At 64.0% G+C, this 18,168-nt stretch carries 17 protein-coding genes; 9 read left to right on the top strand and 8 right to left on the bottom strand.

Translation table 11 applies throughout. From position 1 onward, the window contains the following. Positions 1 to 20: 20 nt before the first annotated feature. Both mce and ABT375_RS03765 read right to left on the bottom strand, forming a co-directional pair. Positions 21 to 458 carry a methylmalonyl-CoA epimerase gene (gene mce, locus ABT375_RS03770; protein ID WP_224546257.1) on the bottom strand — a complete coding sequence of 146 codons (438 nt, stop codon included), beginning with the start codon at positions 456 to 458 and terminating at the stop codon, positions 21 to 23. A 112-nt stretch (positions 459 to 570) separates the two neighbouring features. After that, positions 571 to 2,103, bottom strand: coding sequence for an acyl-CoA carboxylase subunit beta (locus ABT375_RS03765; protein WP_416464178.1), 1,533 nt, complete (start codon positions 2,101 to 2,103; stop codon positions 571 to 573). A gap of 136 nt (positions 2,104 to 2,239) precedes the next feature. Between ABT375_RS03765 and ABT375_RS03760 the strand changes: the two genes are divergently transcribed. Further along, positions 2,240 to 3,670 carry a helix-turn-helix domain-containing protein gene (locus tag ABT375_RS03760; RefSeq protein WP_224546260.1) on the top strand — a complete coding sequence of 477 codons (1,431 nt, stop codon included), beginning with the start codon at positions 2,240 to 2,242 and terminating at the stop codon, positions 3,668 to 3,670. 10 nt (positions 3,671 to 3,680) lie between these two features. On the opposite strand, the gene ABT375_RS03755 is transcribed toward ABT375_RS03760, so the two are convergent. The 3 genes from ABT375_RS03755 to ABT375_RS03745 are packed head-to-tail and all read right to left on the bottom strand — an operon-like array spanning position 3,681 to position 5,205. Further along, entirely contained in the window at positions 3,681 to 3,992 is a 312-nt protein-coding gene (locus tag ABT375_RS03755; protein ID WP_416464177.1) for a type II toxin-antitoxin system RelE/ParE family toxin, read from the bottom strand. Between the two features lie 2 nt (positions 3,993 to 3,994). Continuing rightward, on the bottom strand, positions 3,995 to 4,252 hold the full coding sequence (locus tag ABT375_RS03750; RefSeq protein WP_416464176.1) for a ribbon-helix-helix domain-containing protein: 258 nt from the start codon (positions 4,250 to 4,252) through the stop codon (positions 3,995 to 3,997). A gap of 56 nt (positions 4,253 to 4,308) precedes the next feature. Continuing rightward, positions 4,309 to 5,205 (bottom strand): LysR family transcriptional regulator, encoded by an 897-nt coding sequence (locus ABT375_RS03745; protein WP_416464175.1) that lies wholly within the window; start codon positions 5,203 to 5,205, stop codon positions 4,309 to 4,311. A 103-nt stretch (positions 5,206 to 5,308) separates the two neighbouring features. On the opposite strand from ABT375_RS03745, the gene ABT375_RS03740 reads away from it, so the two are divergent. Next, positions 5,309 to 6,088 (top strand): SDR family NAD(P)-dependent oxidoreductase, encoded by a 780-nt coding sequence (locus ABT375_RS03740; protein WP_416464174.1) that lies wholly within the window; start codon positions 5,309 to 5,311, stop codon positions 6,086 to 6,088. Positions 6,089 to 6,160: 72 nt separating this feature from the next. After that, entirely contained in the window at positions 6,161 to 6,874 is a 714-nt protein-coding gene (locus ABT375_RS03735; protein ID WP_224549562.1) for a 2OG-Fe dioxygenase family protein, read from the top strand. Positions 6,875 to 6,891: 17 nt separating this feature from the next. Here ABT375_RS03735 and gor read toward each other — a convergent pair whose 3' ends face one another. After that, the gene (gor, locus tag ABT375_RS03730; protein WP_416464173.1) at positions 6,892 to 8,238 is read right to left on the bottom strand and encodes a glutathione-disulfide reductase; all 1,347 of its coding nucleotides are present in this window, start codon (positions 8,236 to 8,238) and stop codon (positions 6,892 to 6,894) included. Positions 8,239 to 8,396: 158 nt separating this feature from the next. After that, positions 8,397 to 9,914, bottom strand: coding sequence for a glucose-6-phosphate isomerase (gene pgi / locus ABT375_RS03725; RefSeq protein WP_416464172.1), 1,518 nt, complete (start codon positions 9,912 to 9,914; stop codon positions 8,397 to 8,399). Positions 9,915 to 10,090: 176 nt separating this feature from the next. Between pgi and lepB the strand changes: the two genes are divergently transcribed. The 4 genes from lepB (at position 10,091) to ABT375_RS03705 (ending at position 13,340) form a co-directional block, all read left to right on the top strand. Next, positions 10,091 to 10,915 carry a signal peptidase I gene (lepB, locus tag ABT375_RS03720; RefSeq protein WP_261934679.1) on the top strand — a complete coding sequence of 275 codons (825 nt, stop codon included), beginning with the start codon at positions 10,091 to 10,093 and terminating at the stop codon, positions 10,913 to 10,915. Then, positions 10,912 to 11,595: a ribonuclease III gene (gene rnc, locus ABT375_RS03715; protein ID WP_224549554.1), complete on the top strand. Its 684-nt coding sequence runs from the start codon at positions 10,912 to 10,914 to the stop codon at positions 11,593 to 11,595. The genes lepB and rnc overlap by 4 nt, the downstream gene beginning before the upstream one ends. A 63-nt stretch (positions 11,596 to 11,658) precedes the next feature. Next, entirely contained in the window at positions 11,659 to 12,567 is a 909-nt protein-coding gene (era, locus tag ABT375_RS03710; protein WP_416464171.1) for a GTPase Era, read from the top strand. 56 nt (positions 12,568 to 12,623) lie between these two features. Further along, the gene (locus ABT375_RS03705; RefSeq protein WP_416464170.1) at positions 12,624 to 13,340 is read left to right on the top strand and encodes a GGDEF domain-containing protein; all 717 of its coding nucleotides are present in this window, start codon (positions 12,624 to 12,626) and stop codon (positions 13,338 to 13,340) included. Between the two features lie 2 nt (positions 13,341 to 13,342). Here ABT375_RS03705 and topA read toward each other — a convergent pair whose 3' ends face one another. After that, positions 13,343 to 15,934 (bottom strand): type I DNA topoisomerase, encoded by a 2,592-nt coding sequence (gene topA / locus ABT375_RS03700; protein WP_416464169.1) that lies wholly within the window; start codon positions 15,932 to 15,934, stop codon positions 13,343 to 13,345. Between the two features lie 283 nt (positions 15,935 to 16,217). Between topA and ABT375_RS03695 the strand changes: the two genes are divergently transcribed. Both ABT375_RS03695 and ABT375_RS03690 read left to right on the top strand, forming a co-directional pair. Continuing rightward, positions 16,218 to 16,808 (top strand): TIGR02594 family protein, encoded by a 591-nt coding sequence (locus tag ABT375_RS03695; protein ID WP_416464168.1) that lies wholly within the window; start codon positions 16,218 to 16,220, stop codon positions 16,806 to 16,808. 45 nt (positions 16,809 to 16,853) lie between these two features. Beyond that, the gene (locus tag ABT375_RS03690) at positions 16,854 to 18,164 is read left to right on the top strand and encodes a hypothetical protein (RefSeq protein WP_416464167.1); all 1,311 of its coding nucleotides are present in this window, start codon (positions 16,854 to 16,856) and stop codon (positions 18,162 to 18,164) included. The last annotated feature ends 4 nt before the right edge of the window (positions 18,165 to 18,168 follow it).

The raw sequence follows: 18,168 nt of genomic DNA, 5'->3' as shown, positions 1-18,168 counted from the left end.
GAACCGAACGGGGTTGCTTATCAATGCGCCTCTTTCGGCGTCTCCATGATCTCGGTCAGCACCCCGTTCATATCCTTGGGATGCACGAAGAAGATCGGCGTGCCATGCGCCCCGATCCGCGGTTCGCCCAGGACGCGGGCGCCCCTGCCCTCGAACCACGCCTTGGCCTCATGGATATCGGCCACTTCATAGCACATATGATGCTGCCCCCCGGCCGGGTTCTTGGCGATGAAGGCGGTGATCGGCGAGCTGGCGTCGAACGGCTCGATCAGTTCGATCTGCGTCCCTGCCGTGCCATTCTCACCGGGCGTATCGATGAAACACACCTTCACCCCCTGCGCGGGCAGGTCGAACGGTTCATGCGCGATCGTCGCACCCATCACGTCGCGATAATAAGCGATGCTCGCTTCCAGCGACGGCGTTGCGACGCCGATATGATTGAGACGGCCGAGTTTCATGATTTCATCCTATCCTCGTCATTCCCGCACAGGCGGGAATCCATCTCCCAACCCATCCCCAAATGCGTCGTTCCGAGATGGATCCCCGCCTTCGCGAGGATGACGTCAATGTTTAAAGCGGAATATTGTCATGCTTCTTCCACGGATTCTCCAGCGCCTTGTTCTTGAGCTTGCGCAGCCCCAGCGCGATGCGCTTGCGGGTCGAATGCGGCTGGATCACCTCGTCGATGAAGCCCTTGCTCGCCGCCACGAACGGATTGGCGAAACGCCCTTCATATTCCGCCGTCCTCTCGGCGATCTCGTCCGCGGTCTTGCCGCGGAAGATGATCTCGACCGCGCCCTTCGCCCCCATCACCGCAATCTCGGCGGTCGGCCAGGCATAGTTCAGGTCGCCGCGCAGATGCTTGGAACTCATCACGTCATACGCCCCGCCATAGGCTTTGCGCGTGATGACGGTGATCTTGGGCACGGTCGCCTCGGCATAGGCGAACAGCAGTTTCGCGCCATGCTTGATGATGCCGCTATGCTCCTGCGCGGTGCCCGGCAGGAAGCCCGGCACATCCACGAAAGTCACGATCGGGATTTCGAACGCATCGCAGAAGCGCACGAAGCGGGCCGCCTTCTTCGATGAATTGATATCCAGCACGCCCGCCAGCACCATCGGCTGGTTGGCGATGATGCCCACCGTCTTGCCTTCGACCCGGCCGAACCCGCACAGGATGTTCCCGGCATGGGCGGGCTGCACTTCGAAAAAGTCGCCTTCGTCCACCACCTTGCGGATCAGCTCGTGCATGTCATAGGGCTGGTTCGCGTTCGCCGGGATCAGCGTGTCCAGGCTCGGTTCGATCCGGTCCCATGCATCCGCGCTCGGCCGCTCGGGCACCGGCTCCTTGTTGGACGCGGGCAGGAAGTCCACGAAATCGCGCACCGCCAGCAGCGCCTCGATATCATTTTCGAACGCCATATCCGCCACGCCGGACTTGGTCGTATGCGTGACCGCGCCGCCCAGTTCCTCCTGCGTCACCACCTCGTTCGTCACCGTCTTGACCACGTCGGGTCCGGTTACGAACATGAAGCTGCTGTCCTTCACCATGAAGATGAAGTCGGTCATGGCGGGCGAATAGACCGCGCCGCCCGCGCACGGCCCCATGATGACGCTGATCTGCGGCACCACGCCGCTGGCCAGCACATTGCGCTGGAAAATTTCCGCATAGCCGGCGAGCGAAGCGACACCCTCCTGAATCCGCGCGCCGCCGCTGTCGTTCAGGCCGATCACCGGCGCGCCGACCTTCAACGCCATGTCCATGATCTTGCAGATCTTCATCGCGTGCCGTTCCGACACCGCGCCGCCATAGACGGTGAAGTCCTGGCTGAACACGAACACCAGCCGGCCGTTGACCGTACCCGACCCGGTAACCACGCCGTCGCCCGGAATATGCTGCTCGTCCATGCCGAAATCGACGCAATTATGCTCGACATACATGTCCAGCTCTTCGAAACTATCCTCGTCCAGCAACACGTCCAGCCGCTCGCGCGCGGTCAGCTTGCCCTTGGCGTGCTGGGCGTCGATGCGGCGCTGGCCGCCCCCCATGCGCGCGCCCTCGCGCTTGGCTTCGAGCTGTTCGATGATGGCGAGCTTCGACATGCGGGCATCTCTCCGATTTGCGGCGCCAGATAGAGGATGGTGCCGCCTTGAACTTTCCCTACGCGGGCTTTCCCTTTTTTCGCAAATGCAAATTTGCTAATTTGCAAATCACGACTTCGCAAATTAAGATCGGTTTATGGCACGTGGCAACCGTATTTTCGCAGGCCCGCGACTGCGCCAACTGCGTCTGGACCACCGGATGGACCAGGCGACGATGGCGCAGGCGCTGGGCATATCCGTATCCTATCTGTCGCAGATGGAAAATGACGATCGTCCCCTGACCGCGAAGGTCAAGGCCGCGCTCGCCAGCGCCTTTCCCACCGACTGGGCCAGTTTCGACAGCCGCGAGGATGAGCAACTGCTCGGCGCCTTCACCTATGCGCTCGGCCATCCCGAACTGCCCGGCAACCAGATGGAGCCGGAACGGATCGAGAAGCTGCACCTGCAATTCCCCGAATTCGCCGCCCGCTATGTCGATCTCTACAATGCCCATATGCGGGCCAACGAACGCATCAACATGATCGAGGAGGCGATCGCCAACGATCATGAGGTGCAGGCCCGTCTCCCTTGGGAAGCCGCGCGTGACTGGTTTCACGAAGCGGGCAACTATGTCCACAGCATCGACTGCCTGGCCGAGGACATGGCGGAAAGCTTCACCGCCGGGCACATCCTGGACAAGGGCGCGCTGGACGAAGGGATGCTGGTGGAGGCGCTGGCCCGCCGCCACGGCATCGAAACCCTGATCGCCGATACCCCCGGCTCCTCGCTGCGCAGCTATACCCGCGCGGACAAGCGCCTGTTCGTCAACGCCGCGCTGCCGACCGAAAGCCGCAAATTCATGCTCGCCCACCAACTCATGATGCTGGAGGGGCAGGCGGTGATCGCCGATGTCGTGAACAGGGCCGCGCTGCCCGTCCCCGGCGCCGACCGACTGCTGGCGATCGGCCTGGGCAATTACGCCGCCGGCGCGCTGCTCATGCCTTACGCCCCGTTCCGGGAAGCGGCGCGGGCGATGCGCCACGATATCGACCGGCTCGCCCGCACCTTCGGCGTCAGCTTCGAACAGGCCTGCCATCGCCTCTCGACCCTGCAACGGCCGGGGCTTCGCGGCATCCCCTTCTTCTTCTGCCGCGTCGATATGGCCGGCAACATCACCAAGCGCCACAGCGCGACACGCCTGCAATTCGCCCGCTTCGGCGGCGCCTGCCCGCTATGGAACGTCCACGAAGCCGTCGCCGTCCCCGACCGCATCAACGTGCAACTGGGCGAAACCCCTGACGGCGTGCGCTATGTGTCGATGGCCAAGGGGCTGGTGAAACCATCGGGCAGCTACAAGCGCACCCCGCGCCGCTACGCCGTGGTGCTGGGCTGCGAAGTCGCCCATGCCGCCAACTTCGTCTATGCCGATGGCCTTCATTTGCAGGAGGAAGGGGCGGCGACCCCGATCGGCATCACCTGCCGCCTATGCCCCCGCCAAAGCTGCGACCAGCGCGCCTTTCCTCCGGCGGATCGGCCGATCCATGTCGATCCAGACAACCGCCAGATCGTGCCGTATTGGATCGGGTGAGGCGGATAAATCAGTCGCGTGGATCGCTCAGCAGCGTCTCGAAATCCTGCCCGCCATAATAAATGCCGATAATCACCACCGCCTCATCCTCGACAATGAAGGCGATCACCGCACGGCGGCGATGCGTCAGCGTCCGCAGGCCTGGCCGTACATCGTCACGCGCGGTGCCGATCAACGGATAATCGGCCAATGTGTCGAGATGGGCGAGAATGGCGTCGGTAAACTGCCGGGCTACACTCCGCGTCGCGGCCCCGGCGATATAATCATATATGGCATTGATCTGATCGCGCGCTTCCGGCGTGAAGATGATCCTGTGCGCCACGTTCAGTCGCGATCGGCCAGCCCCGCCCTCACATCGTCGATCGACACACCGCGAGAAGGATCGCCGCGATAGGCGTCATAAGCGGGCATGGCGACATTGCTCAGCCACGCTTCCATTGCACGGTCGCGCGCCTGAAGCGCGCGAAGCCCGTCGCGGATGACTTCGCTCTCGCTGGCATAGGCGCCCGACGCCACTTTGGCCCGCACCTCGGCCGCCATGTCGTTCGGCAATGTCACGCTGAATTGCTGGGTGGTCCGCATGGCAGGCTCCTTGAGCAATAGGATTTAATCCCATTGCCCCCCCGTTGCAACCGCGCCTACCCCTCCACCACCAACGCTCTCTCCAGAAAATCCAGAAACGCCCGCACCCGCGCCGCGCTCCGATCTTCCGCCGCGTAGAGCGCGTGAATATCCTCCCCGTCCCCCGCATCAAACTCTGCCAGCACCTCCACCAGCCGCCCTTCGCGCAAGTCGCTGGCGACATGAAACCGCCCATGCCGCGCGATCCCGCCGCCCGCGATCGCCATGCGCCGCACCACTTCGCCCGAATTGCCGAAGAAACGCCCCTGCACCGGCCGCTGCACGTGCCTGCCCCGCACCCGGAACGGCCAGCTATCCACCGACCGGCGAAAGCTGAACCGCAAACAGTCATGCCCGGCCAGATCGTCGGGCGTCCTGGGCGTTCCCCGCCGCGCCAGATAGTCCGGCGAAGCCACCAGCACCATCCGGCTATGCCCCAGTTTCTTCGCGCGCAACCGCGTGTCGCGCAGCGGCCCGATGCGGATCGCGACATCCGCCCGCTCCTCGACCAGATCGACGATCGCGTCGGTCAGCGTCAGGTCCACCGTCACCGCCGGATATCGTTCTGCAAAGCGCGGCAGGATCGGGATCAGGCATTCTATGCCGAACGAAGGCGAGGCGTTGATGCGCAGCAGCCCGCGCGGCCCGTGCCCCTCGCTGCTCAGGCTGTTTTCCACATCCATCATGTCGCCCAATATGGCGATCATCTTGTCATGATAGACCTGCCCCTCGCGCGTCAGCGCCAGCGACCGCGTCGTCCGGCGCACCAGCGCCACGCCCAGCCGCTGCTCCAGCCGCGCGATCGACCGGCTCACCGCCGACGGGGTCAGGCGCAACATCTTGGCCGCCGCGGCGAAGCTGCCCTCGCCCGCCACCATCAGGAAATTCTCGACGTCGCCGAACCGGTTATCCATGATTTCAATGCACTTCTGAAATGATAGCGCGCAATCTAATCATTAATCGGAAAAAGTCTATCTAACTGTCCAGTTCGCCGTCTCATTCAACAAGGAAACAGCCATGGACCTGAAGCTCACCGGCAAGACCGCCATCGTCACCGGCTCCACCGCCGGCATCGGCCTCGCCATCGCCAAACGCCTCGCGCAAGAGGGCGTCGCCGTCACCATCACGGGCCGCAGCGAGGCCAAGCTGGATGCCGCCGCGGCCGAAATCGGCCTGCCCGTCAACGCCGTCCTCGCCGACCCGGCGACGGCCGAGGGCGCCGCGGCCCTCATCGCCGCCGTCCCCGCGACCGACATCCTCGTCAACAATCTGGGCATCTATGAAGCGAAGGATTTCGCGGATATCAGCGACGCGGACTGGCATCATATCTTCGAGGTCAACGTCGTCAGCGGCGCCCGCCTTTCCCGCCATTATTTCCCGCCGATGCTGGCCAACAACTGGGGCCGCATCCTCTTCATCGCCAGCGAAAGCGGCCTGCTCCCGCCCGCCGAGATGATCCATTACGGCATGACCAAATCGGCCCAACTCTCCATCTCGCGCGGCCTGGCCGAACATACCCGCGGCACCGGCGTCACCGTGAACAGCGTCCTGCCCGGCCCCACCCGCTCGGAAGGGATCGTGGAATTCATCCGCTCGGTTGTCGACAACAAGGACGCCCCCGAAGCCGACCGCGAAGCCGAATTTTTCACCAAACTCCGGCCCCTCTCGCTCATCAAGCGGCTGATCGAGGCGGACGAGGTCGGCGCCATGGTCGCCTATCTCGCCAGCCCGCTCGCCGCCGCCACCAACGGCGCGGCGGTTCGGGTCGAAGGCGGCATGGTCCCGACGATCGCCTGAGCGCCAGGAACGCAACCCACCCTGCGGGAACTGGCCCTGTCGCTCGTCTTCTCAACCGACTAGGATGACAAGATGAGCGACACCGACAGCCTTTCCCGCATGGACGTCACGCTGGCGCAGGACGGCTATGTCCGCTTGCCCGGTGCGGATATACTGGACCGGCTCGGCATCTCTCCCGAAGACTGGTCGGCCTTCGCCGCCAGTTGGGACGATCTCGGCCCGGACCTCTTCATGGCCGATGGCGGCCGCTACCGCCGCCGCCGTCATGCCGCCTTCGCGCTGGAACGGGGCCGCTTCATCCGCAAACCGCACCAGCCCCATTATCAGAGCCGCGACTATAACCCGCTCAACGGCGACGTGCAGCGCTGGTTCGATCCGGTCGAGGATGCGACCGTCGCCAGCCCCGTCCGGCAGGCCATCTTCGCCTTCGCCGCCGACAGTTTCGATCCGGCCGGTAAAGGCGACTGGCACATCGAAATGCACCAGTTCCGCATCGAAGCGAAGCCGGGCGAAACCGGCCGCCCCACGCCAGAGGGGATGCACCGCGACGGGGTGGACCATGTGCTGGTCATGCTGGTCGAGCGCTGCAACGTCCGCGAAGGCGTGACCCGTATCGGTGCGCCCGACGGCACGCCGCTGGGCGAATTCACCCTGACGACGCCCGGTGACACGATGCTGATCGACGACCACCGCATCCTGCACGGCGTGACGGAAATCCACGCGGTTGACCCGGCGCAACCGGCCTGGCGCGACGCACTGGTCGTGACGTTCGTGGTCGAACGCTAACCCAAGCCGTTCGTAACCTATTTCAACAACACCAGTTCTTCCGCCATGCTGGGGTGCAGGGCCACGGTATCGTCGAAATCCTGCTTGGTCAGCCCGGCCTTCACCGCGATCGCCGCCGCCTGCAAAATCTCCGGCGCATCCGGCCCGATCATATGCAGCCCGATCACCCTGTCCGTCGTTGCGTCCACGACCATCTTGTAGAGCGCCCGCTCCTCGCGCCCCGCCAGCACATTCTTCATCGGCCGGAAATCGGACGTATAGACCTTCACCGTGCCATAATGGTTCTTGGCCTCCGCCTCGGTCATGCCCACGCCGGCCAGCGGCGGATGGCTGAACACGGCCGACGGCACGCAGCTATAATCGACCTTCCGCTTGTTGCCCCCGAACACGGTATCGGCGAAGGCATGGCCCTCGCGGATGGCCACCGGGGTCAGTTGCAGCCGGTCGGTGACGTCGCCCACGGCGTAGATGCTCTCGCAACTGGTCTGGCTATAGTCGTCGACCCTGATCGCGCCCTTGTCGTTCAGTTCGACCCCGGCCGTCTCCAGCCCCAGCCCCCCGGTCAGCGGCTTGCGCCCGGTGGCGAACAGCACCACGTCGGCCGCGACCGGATCGCCCTCCTTGAAGCGGACGCACAAAGTACCGTCCTCATTCTTCTCGATCTGCTCCATCTTCGCATTGAAGCGGAAATTAATCCCCTTGGTCATGGAAATCTGGAGCAGCCGGTCGCGGATCTGCGTGTCATAGCCGCGCAACAGGTCGCTGCCACGATTGACCATCGTCACATGGCTGCCCAACTGGTGGAAGATGCCGGCGAATTCATTGGCGATATAGCCGCCGCCGACGATCACGATCCGCTTGGGGCATGCGTCCAGATGGAAGACCTCGTTGCTGGTGATGCCATGCTCGGCGCCCTCCAGTTCGGGGATCACCGGCCAGGCGCCGGTCGCGACCAGGATCGTCTTGGCCGTCACTTCGCGCCCGCTGGCCAGCCTCACCCCATGCGGCCCGGTGATGGTCGCGCGTTCACGGATCACCTCGACCTTGTGGCTGCTCAGCGTGTTGCCATACAACCCTTCCAGCCGATCGACCTCGGCCAGCACATTGTCGCGCAGCGTGGTCCATTCGAACCCACATTCCGGCACGTCCCAGCCGAAACGGCGCGCGTCCTTCAGATCCTCGGCGAAATGCGCGCCATAGATGAGCAGCTTCTTGGGCACGCAGCCGCGAATGACGCAGGTGCCGCCGACGCGAAATTCCTCGGCAACCGCAACCTTCGCCCCATGCGCCGCCGCGACCCGCGACGCCCGCACGCCGCCCGATCCTGCACCGATGACGAAAAGGTCGAAATCATAGTCACTCATGCCGGGCCTCCGATGGGATAGGCGCGGATATGGCGGGTGAAGGCGCCAGTTACAAATGGGAATATTCTTGCTGGTAGCCAAACCACCTCCGTTCGCTTCGAGCGCGTCGAGAAGCGTTGCGCCCTCGCTTCTCGACTGCGCCCGAAACCAACGGCAGTTTACGCCTCGCCCAACGCGATCTCGATCAGCGCCATTGTCGACGGATCGAATCCGGTCGCCCCGTTCGCCTCGATCGACTTGGCGATCTCCTTGCCCAGCTCCACGCCGAACTGGTCGAACGGGTTGATCCCCATCAGCACCGCATTGGCGAAGGTGCGATGCTCGTAGAAGGCGATCAGCGCACCCAGCGCCTCCGGCGTCACATCCTCCAGCAGGATGGTTGTCGATGGCCGGTTGCCCGGATAGGCGCGCGCCGGATCGGCATCATTGTCCTTGCCGCGCAGCAGCGCCGCGCCCTGCGCGAAGCAGTTGACCAGCAGCGCGCGATGATGCGCCGGGTCCAGCACATGGCCCGGCTCGATCGAAGCGACGAACTCCACCGGCGATACGATCGTCCCCTGGTGCAGCAACTGGAACACCGCATGTTGCGCGTCGGTGCCCACCCCGCCCCAGGTGATCGGCGCGGTCGGGCCGTCCACCGGACTGCCGTCGCGCTGCACGCTCTTGCCGTTGCTCTCCATCTCCAGTTGCTGGAGGTAGGATGGCAACAGCGCCAGCCGCTCGTCATAGGCGAACAAGGCGCGGGTCTGGCATCCCATGACGCGCGTATAATATTGATCCACGAACGCGGCGATCAGCGGCGCATTTTCGCCTGGATCGGACAGGCGGAAATGCCGGTCCATCGCCGCCGCGCCCTCCAGCAGGCTCTCGAACGCGTCCCAGCCCAGCGCCAATGCAGCCGGGAAACCGATCGAGGACCAGAGCGAATAGCGCCCGCCCACCGACTCTGCGAAGGGCAGGATGCGGGTTTCATCGACACCCCATTCCATCGCCTTGTCGGGCGCGGCGGTCAGCGCGATCACCTTCCCATAGGGATCGTCGACCCCGGCTTCGACCATCCAGTTGATCGCGCTTGCCGCGTTCAGCATCGTCTCGCTGGTCGTGAAGGTCTTGGACGCGATGGCGATCAGGGTGGCGTTGGGATCGAACCCCTCGATCGCCCGCTCCAGCGCCGTGCCGTCGACATTGGACACGATCGCCACGTCATACCGCACGCCGTCGCCGTCCAGCGCATCGACGATCAGCTTGGGGCCGAGCGCCGAGCCGCCGATGCCAATATGCAGGATATGCCGGATGTCGCCCAGCGCGCCCGCCTCGATCGCGTCGATCAGGCCGCGCATCCGCTGATGCAGCATCTTGGCATGGGCGACGCTGTCGGCATTGCCTTCACCCCGTTCGGCGGGATGTTCGGCGGCGCGGCCCTCACTATTATTGACCGCCTCGCCCGCGAACAGGGCGTCGCGCTGCGCCGCAAAGCCCTGTTCGTCGGCCAGCTTCAGGAAACCCGCCAGCACATCGTCGGTCAGATGGGTCTTGGACCAGTCGAACCGGATCGGCCCCTGGGTCAGGACCAGCTTGCCCAGCCGGTCGGGATCGGTGACGAAAATGGACTTGAGGTCTGCTTGCGGAAGTGCGGCGATGGACGCCAAGGACCTGGGCAGTGCAGGGCTGGTCATGCGATATCCTCTTGTGACGTTGGTCGATATCGACGCTGCACCGGTCGATTCCTGCTATGTCTAGCGCAAAGCCCCGTGCTTTGCATCGCCAAGGACTGCTTGACGCGCTCCATCACAGGCCCCAAAAGCCGCCACGGCCGCTTTGTGGGCCTTTCCAAGGGATCAGACGACACTCCATGACTGCCAAATCGGAAACGCGGGACTTTCTCTGGTTTCTCGCCAAGCTCGGGCTGTTTGTCTTCATCCTGCGCAGCTTCATCATATCGCCGTTCAACATCCCGTCGGAATCGATGCAGCCGCGGCTGCTGATCGGCGACTATCTGCTGGTCGCCAAATGGCCCTATGGCTATTCGCGCTATTCGTTGCCTTTCTCGATTCCCCTGATCCCCGGCCGCATCCTGGCGTCCACGCCCCAGCGCGGCGACGTGGTGGTGTTCAAGGCGCCGCCGAACCAGAAGAATGACTATATCAAGCGCGTGATCGGCCTGCCCGGCGACATGATCGGCGTGCGCGGCGGGACCGTCTATCTGAACGGCCAGGCGATCCCCAAGCAGAAGGTCGCCGACCTCGTCATCCCGGTGACACCGAACATGGAGGACGCCGCCGCGCGCGAAGGCGCCGCTTCCCCCTGCTATCGTCCCGATTTCGAGGAAGCCGCGGCCGGCGGCGGCAAACAATGCCGCTACCCCCAGTTCCGCGAAACCCTGCCCGGCGGCAAGAGCTACAACGTCCTCGACCTGCTGCCCGATGGCGCCGCGGACGACCGGGACACGGTGCTGGTGCCGCAAGGCCATCTCTTCATGATGGGCGACAATCGCGATCGCAGCGCCGACAGCCGCTTCCCCGCGGTCGAAGGCGGCGGCATCGGCCTCGTCCCCGAAGAAAATCTGGTGGGCAAGGCGATGATTTCGGTCTTTTCGACCGACGGCAGCGCCAACTGGCTGCTGCCCTGGACCTGGTTCACCGCCGCGCGCTGGAGCCGTATCGGGGAAGGCTTTTGAAGCCGACTACGCATGGGCCGGACACTGCGGGCTGGCTGAAGGACCTGATCGGCCGCGTCCCGATAAATCCGGCGCGGTTCGATCAGGCGCTGACCCATGGGAGCGCCAAGGCGGTCAATTATGAGCGGCTGGAATTTCTGGGCGACCGTATCCTGGGCCTGCTGATCGCCGAATGGCTGTTCGAACGCTTCACCGACGAACCGGAAGGCAAGCTCTCCCGTCGCTTCAATGCGCTGGTGTCGGGTGAAACCTGCGCCGAAGTGGCCCGCACGGCCGGCGTTCCCATCCATCTGGTGCTGGGCAAGCAGGCGCGCGACGATGGCGCGGCCGACAGCGACAATGTGCTGGGCGACGTGATGGAGGCGCTGATCGGCGCCCTCTATCTGGAAGGCGGACTGGAAGAAGCTCGCGCACTTGTCCGCCGCCTGTGGGGCAATCGGGTCGACACCCAGACCAGCGCCCCGCGCCACCCCAAATCCTATCTTCAGGAATGGGCCGCGGCCAACAAGCGCAAGCCTCCCGAATATGTCCTGACCGACCGTTCCGGCCCGCACCATGCGCTGCGCTTCACCGTCACCGTCGCCATAAAGGGCGCGGGCGAAGCCTCTGCCACCGGCGCCTCCAAGCAGGAAGCCGAAACGGCGGCGGCCAAGGCGCTGCTGGAGAAGCTGACGGGTTGACCCCGATTGTGCTACACCATGCTCACCCGCAGGCGGGAGCATCTGGAACAGAATGGAATAAAATTGACGGTTGAATCAGAAACCCAGCGCTGCGGCGTTATCGCCGTGGTCGGCGCGCCGAATGCGGGCAAGTCCACGCTGGTCAACGCGCTGGTAGGGCAGAAGGTGGCGATCACCAGCCCCAAGGCGCAGACAACGCGCACCCGCGTCATGGGTGTCGCGATCGAGGGCGACGCGCAGATCGTGCTGGTCGATACGCCCGGCATCTTCGCGCCCAAGCGGCGTCTGGACCGCGCGATGGTGCAGGCCGCCTGGGGCGGCGCGCAGGGCGCGGACCTCATCGCGATGATCGTGGACGGCAAGGCGGGCCTTGGCCCCAAGCTGGAGCCGATCATCGAATCCCTGAAACACCGCACCGAACGCAAGTGGCTGATCCTCAACAAAGTGGACATCGCCACCAAGGAAAGGCTGCTGGTCCACACGCAAAAGCTCAACGACCAGCTTGGCTTTGACGAAATCTACTTCGTGTCCGCCGCGACCGGCGACGGCCTGCCCGAACTCAAGGCCGCCTTCGCCAAAGCGATGCCGGAAGGGCCATGGCATTTCCCCGAAGACCAGGTGTCGGACGCCACCGACCGGATGCTGGCCGCGGAAATCACGCGCGAGCAGCTCTACCACCAGCTTCACGCCGAACTGCCCTACGCCGCTGCGGTCGATACCGAACAATATAAGGAGCGGGACGACGGATCGGTCGAAATCCACCAGCAGATATTGGTCGGCCGTCCCACCCAGCGCGCCATCGTGCTGGGCAAGGGCGGGCAGCGCCTCAAGGAAATCGGATCGAAGGCGCGCGCGGAACTCGCCAACCTGCTCGGCGTCAAGGTCCACCTCTACCTGCACGTCAAGGTCAAGGAAGACTGGGAAGATGATCGCGGCATCTATCGCGACATCGGCCTCGACTGGGTGGAATGATGAATTGCCAATAGGGTAAATTCATCCTTTACCTTATGCCGTTAGGTCCCCGTTTCATGGGACCGAAACAGAAAATCGCCTTCGCCGTAGGCGTCTCCGTTCTGGGGACGATCATCATCATGGCGATCGTGTCGATGATACCCGGCATGTCGATCCCGCTACGCTATTACAGCGTAGGCATTTTCTGTTCGGGCAGCATTTCCACCCCGGTGTGCGTGCTGCTCGTCCGCCAGGGGGAGGAAAACCGCCGGCTCCGCCACGAACTGGAACTGCGGGTGACGGAACTGGCGCAACTGGCCGATGTCGACGGCCTGACCGGCCTGCTCAGCCGCAGCGCCTTTTTCAACCGCGCCGAACGGGTCCATGCGCAACCGGGCAACTGGTATCTGCTGATCGACATCGATCATTTCAAACGCTTCAACGACGATCATGGTCATCAGACCGGCGACGCCGTCCTGCACGCAGTGGGATCGGCCATCGCGCAGGCGCTGGGTCCGGCCGATCTGAGCGGCCGCCTGGGTGGCGAGGAATTTGCCGTCTGCCTGACCGATTGCGACGCCGACCTGGCGACGCGACGCGCCGAACATGTCCGCGCGTCGATCCAGGCCTTGCGGGTCCGGGCGCTATCCGGCCGCGTCGTGCGCGTGACCGCCAGCATCGGCCTCAGCGCCGGCGACCCCGTCTTGCCGATCGAGGCCAGCCTGCACCGGGCCGACCTCGCCATGTATGCCGCCAAGACCGGCGGCCGCAACCAGGTGCGGCGCGCCGCCTGACCTTATTCCGCCGCAGCCACCTTCTTTTTCGCCGGGGCCTTCTTGGCGGCCGGCTTCTTCGCGCTGTCGCCGTCCTTCTTGGCCACAGGTTTCTTGGCCGCCGCCTTCTTGGGCGCCGCCTTCTTCTTGCCCTTCTTGGCCGGCGCCGCAGCCGCGCGCGCGTCGATCAACTGCGCCGCTTCTTCCAGCGTCAACTGGTCCTTGTCCACCGTCTTGGGCAGGGTCGCGTTGGTCGTACCGTCGGTGACATAGGCGCCGTAGCGGCCCTCCATCAGCTTGATCTCCAGCTCCGTGCGCGGATGCGCGCCCAGCACCTTCAACGGCTCCCGCCCGCCGCTCGACCGCCCGCCGCGGGTCGCCGCCTCGGCCAGCTTCACGACGGCGCTGTTCATCCCGACCTCGAAAATCTCCGACGTCGATGACAGCCGCCCATATTTGCCGTCATGCAACAGATAGGGACCGAACCGCCCGATATTCGCCACGATCGGCAAACCGGTTTCGGGATGCAGACCCACCTCGCGCGGCAGGCTCAGCAGCTTGACGCCCCAGTCCAGCGTCAGTTCGCCATCGGGCAGATCCTTGGGGATCGACCCGCGCTTGGCCTCCTTGCCCTCGCCCATCTCGATATAGGGACCAAAGCGACCGGACTTCTTGACGATGTCCTGCCCGGTCTCGGGATGCTGGCCCAGAACCTCCGGCCCCGTATCCTCACCATCCTTGCCGCCCGGCTGCCCGAATTTGCGCGTATATTTGCACTCCGGGTAATTGGAGCAGGCGATGAACGCCCCGAACCGACCGCCCCGCAGCGACAACTGCCCATCGGCGCACAGCGGGCAGGCGCGCGGATTGCTGCCGTCCGCGCGCGGAGGGAACAGCATCGGCTCCAGAAACTTGTCGAGCGCCGCCGTGATGTCCGACGGTTTCTGCTCCATCACCTCGGCGGTCTTGGGCTTGAAGTCCTTCCAGAAGGCTTCCAGCACTTCCTGCCACTGGGCGCGGCCGCCGGAAATATCGTCCAGCTCGTCTTCCAGTCCCGCCGTGAAGTCATAGGACACATAGCGTTCGAAGAAGCGCTCCAGGAACGCCGTCACCAGCCGCCCGCTCTCCTCGGCGAAGAAGCGGTTCTTCTCGATCCGTACATAGTCGCGGTCCTTGAGCACCTGCAACGTGGACGCATAGGTGGACGGCCGCCCGATCCCCAGTTCCTCCAGACGCTTCACCAGCGACGCTTCGGAATAGCGCGGCGGCGGCTGGGTGAAATGCTGTTCTGCCGTGACTTTCTTCTTGGCAGGGGCATCGCCCTCGCTCATGCGCGGCAGCAGCTTTGAATCATCATCGTCGCTGTCGTCGCGGCCTTCTTCATAGAGCGCCAGGAAGCCTGGGAAGATCACCACCTGCCCCGTCGCGCGCAGCGTATGGCTGCCGCTGCCGTCCACCATGTCGATGGTGGTCCGCTCCAGCCGCGCCGACGCCATCTGGCTCGCCAGCGCACGCTTGAAGATCAGGTCGTAAAGGCGCGCATGATCGCCTGACCCCACCTTGTCGCGGCCGAACTCGGTCGGACGAATGGCCTCATGCGCTTCCTGCGCATTCTTCGCCTTGGTCTGATATTGGCGCGGCTTTTCGGGCAGATAGCCCCCGTCATAGCGCTCCGCGATCGCCTTGCGCGCGGCGGAAATGGCGCTGCCGTCCATCTGCACGCCGTCGGTACGCATATAAGTGATCGCGCCATCTTCGTAGAGCTGCTGCGCGATCCGCATCGTATGGCTGGCCGAAAAGCCCAGCTTGCGCGCGGCTTCCTGCTGCAAGGTCGATGTCGTGAACGGCGCAGGCGGATTGCGGGTGAGCGGCTTCGTCTCGACCTTGTCGACCGTGAAGCGCCCGGCCTCCACATCGGCCTTGGCGGCCATGGCGTCGCCTTCCTTGCCGATGGTCAGGCGATCGATCTTCTCGCCCTTCCAGCGGACGAGGCGCGCGGTGAAGCCCTGCCCGCCCTGCTCCATTTCGGCCGCGACCGACCAATATTCCTGCGGAGTAAAGCTTTCGATCTCGCGCTCGCGCTCCACCACCAGCCGCAGCGCGACCGACTGCACGCGCCCCGCCGACTTCGCGCCGGGCAGCTTGCGCCACAACACCGGCGACAGCGTAAAGCCGACCAGATAATCGAGCGCCCGGCGCGCGCGGTAGGCGTCGATCAGATCCTCGTCCAAAGCGCGCGGCTTGGCCATCGCGTCGAGCACCGCCGCCTTGGTGATCGCGTTGAACGTCACCCGGTCCACTTGGCTCGGCAGCGCCTTCTTGGCGCGCAGCACCTCCTGCACATGCCAGCTGATCGCTTCCCCTTCGCGATCAGGGTCAGTCGCCAGGATGAGGCGCGTCGCCTTCTTGGACGCGTCGGCGATCGCCTTGAGCTGCTTGCCCTTGTCGCCATAATTTTCCCACGACATGGCAAAGCCGTCGTCCGGGTCCACCGACCCGTCCTTGGCGGGCAAGTCGCGGATATGGCCATAGCTGGCGAGGACATGGAAATCGCCGCCCAGATATTTCTCGATGGTCTTCGCCTTGGCCGGCGATTCTACGATGACAAGCTGCATTATGACCCCGGTTTGGAAATCTCTCACGTACACGCGCGAGTCTGTAGGTTGCTTGGGCGGGGCGTCAAGCCATGTGGTTGGCGCAAAGACGCGAAGGAGACGCCCGCTTGCGCCCTTGCACGCGCGCCATCGGTGACAATCATTGTCATCGGCATGACATTGCCTGTCACCCGCGCGCGGCAGCCTTGTTTAGTTCCGTTTCGGAGTCACAATCATTGGCGTTTTCACCACAGGTGTCTTTACTCGTTTACTCGCAAGGGGATTCATCAGGGGAGTCGTTGCCATGCCGCAAATTCCGCCCAAATATGCTTTCCTGCGGCAGAATCCTCTGCCGCCACTCATGGTTCGCGTTGCAATGGAAATGCTTGGCACGCTGGAAAATCCCGGCAGCGGCAATAATCCCGTCATCCTGGGATGGGCGGATGAAGTGGCCCGGACCTGCGGCCGGCCCTATGACAAATGGGCGGCCGATTTCTACAATGCGGATTCGATTCCCTGGTGTGGGCTGTTCATGGCCGTGGTCGCCGCGCGCACATGCCAGGGCCGACCCGAACGGATGCCGCCGAAAAACTATCTCGCCGCCCTGGCTTGGTCCAATTGGGGGCAAGTTGTGCCGCCCAAGGAGATTCAGGTCGGTGACGTGATCGTGCTCGTGCGCAATGGCGGCGGCCATGTCTTCCTGGCGGTCGGCGTCAGCGCCGATGGCAAGCGGATCATGGGCATTGGGGGCAACCAGAGGGATCGCGTCTGTTTTGCCGATTTCGACGCGGCGCGCCTCTACGCTGTGCGCCGGCCGGCCTATCGCGAAAAGCCGGCCGGCGCCCGTCGCGTCATTTTGGCCACCGACGGTTCGGTTTCCATCGAGGAAGGATGAACCCGGTCGCGCGCCCATCGCGCGCAACGCGTCCAGGAGCATGTCATGAACTGGCATTTGTTGCTTGCCGCCCTGCTGGCGGCCCTGCTGCCGCTCGCCCTCATCGCAACCGGCGTGGAATTGCGCCGTGTCCGGCTGCGCACGGTCGAGGATTTGCGGGACACGGTCTTCGTCCAACACCGGGATTTGCCCCAGATACTGCTCGCCCTCGCCCGCTACGACAGGAGCCGCAACGATCGCGCGCGTCCCTCGCGCCAAGATGAGATAAAGGACCGCACCGGCGCGTTCATCTATGGGCTGGTCTGCTTTCCGGGCTTCATCCTGTTGTTCGATCCGATAACGGAACTGATCGGCTTGTCCGGTCGCCATTTGTCGGTATCGCCCGCAATCTTCTGGTCGCCCGATCCGACCTTGAGCGCCGCCGCCGTTGCGATCACGATCAAGAGAAGCGTCGCGGTCGCCGGATTTGCCTTCCTGGGTGGTTACATCTTCAACCTGCGCTATCTGATCCGCCAGACGCTCAATCAGGAACTGAGCGCGCTGGCCTTTGTCCGCGCCGCCCTTCGGCTGGTTCAAGGGATGATCCTCAGCATCGCCGTCTATCACACGGGCGCCGTCGGCCTCGGGTCCGCCACCGACCAGCAACTCGCCAAGGATGTGGGCTTCGCGGCCGCGCTGGGCATAGCCTTCATCCTTGGCTATTTCCCGGATCTGGGCGTCGGCAGGATCGCCCAATGGGTGCGCGTGCATGTCAAGGAGGTCGACCAGACGGCGCTGGACGAGGCGCGCGTCATTCCCTTGGAGGTAATCGACGGTATCGATCATGAAGTTGCCTTCCGCCTCCAGGAAAGCAATCTGTACGACATCCAGAATCTCGCCGTCACCAATCCGATCGAACTATATGCGGAGACCCCCTATACGCTGCTGCAGAGCTTCGACTGGGTATTGCAGGCCCAGCTTTGTCTGGTCGTGGGCGTTTCGTCCTTCCACCAACTCAAGCGTCATCGCATCCGCACCATCTTCGATCTCGAACGCGCTGTGCTGTCCGACGGCGTACCGGAAGATTATCTGCGCGCGTTGGCGGCCGTATTGCTGTTCGACGCGTCTGCCTGCTTTCGCAAGCGGATAGGCCTGCCCGAACAATGCGACGGGCCGAACGATACCGCTACGGCTTCCGCCTTGGTTATCCGCCACATCGTCGCGATCATCAGCGACGACCTTCATGTCCATCGCCTGCGCATTCTATGGCAAGCCATCATGCAGGAAACACGCGGCGGCGCTGCCGACGGCAAGCCGCTGTGGCTGTTCTACACCGGAGCATTGCCCGGCGACCCGCCGCACCCGCCGGCAGGATAGACCG

Origin of the sequence: Sphingomonas sp. VDB2 (genome assembly GCF_047946695.1) — a bacterium.
Classification (GTDB): Bacteria; Pseudomonadota; Alphaproteobacteria; order Sphingomonadales; family Sphingomonadaceae; genus Sphingobium; species Sphingobium bisphenolicum.
The sequence above is the reverse complement of the archived record's forward strand: the minus strand, read 5'-3'. Positions and strand labels throughout refer to the sequence as shown.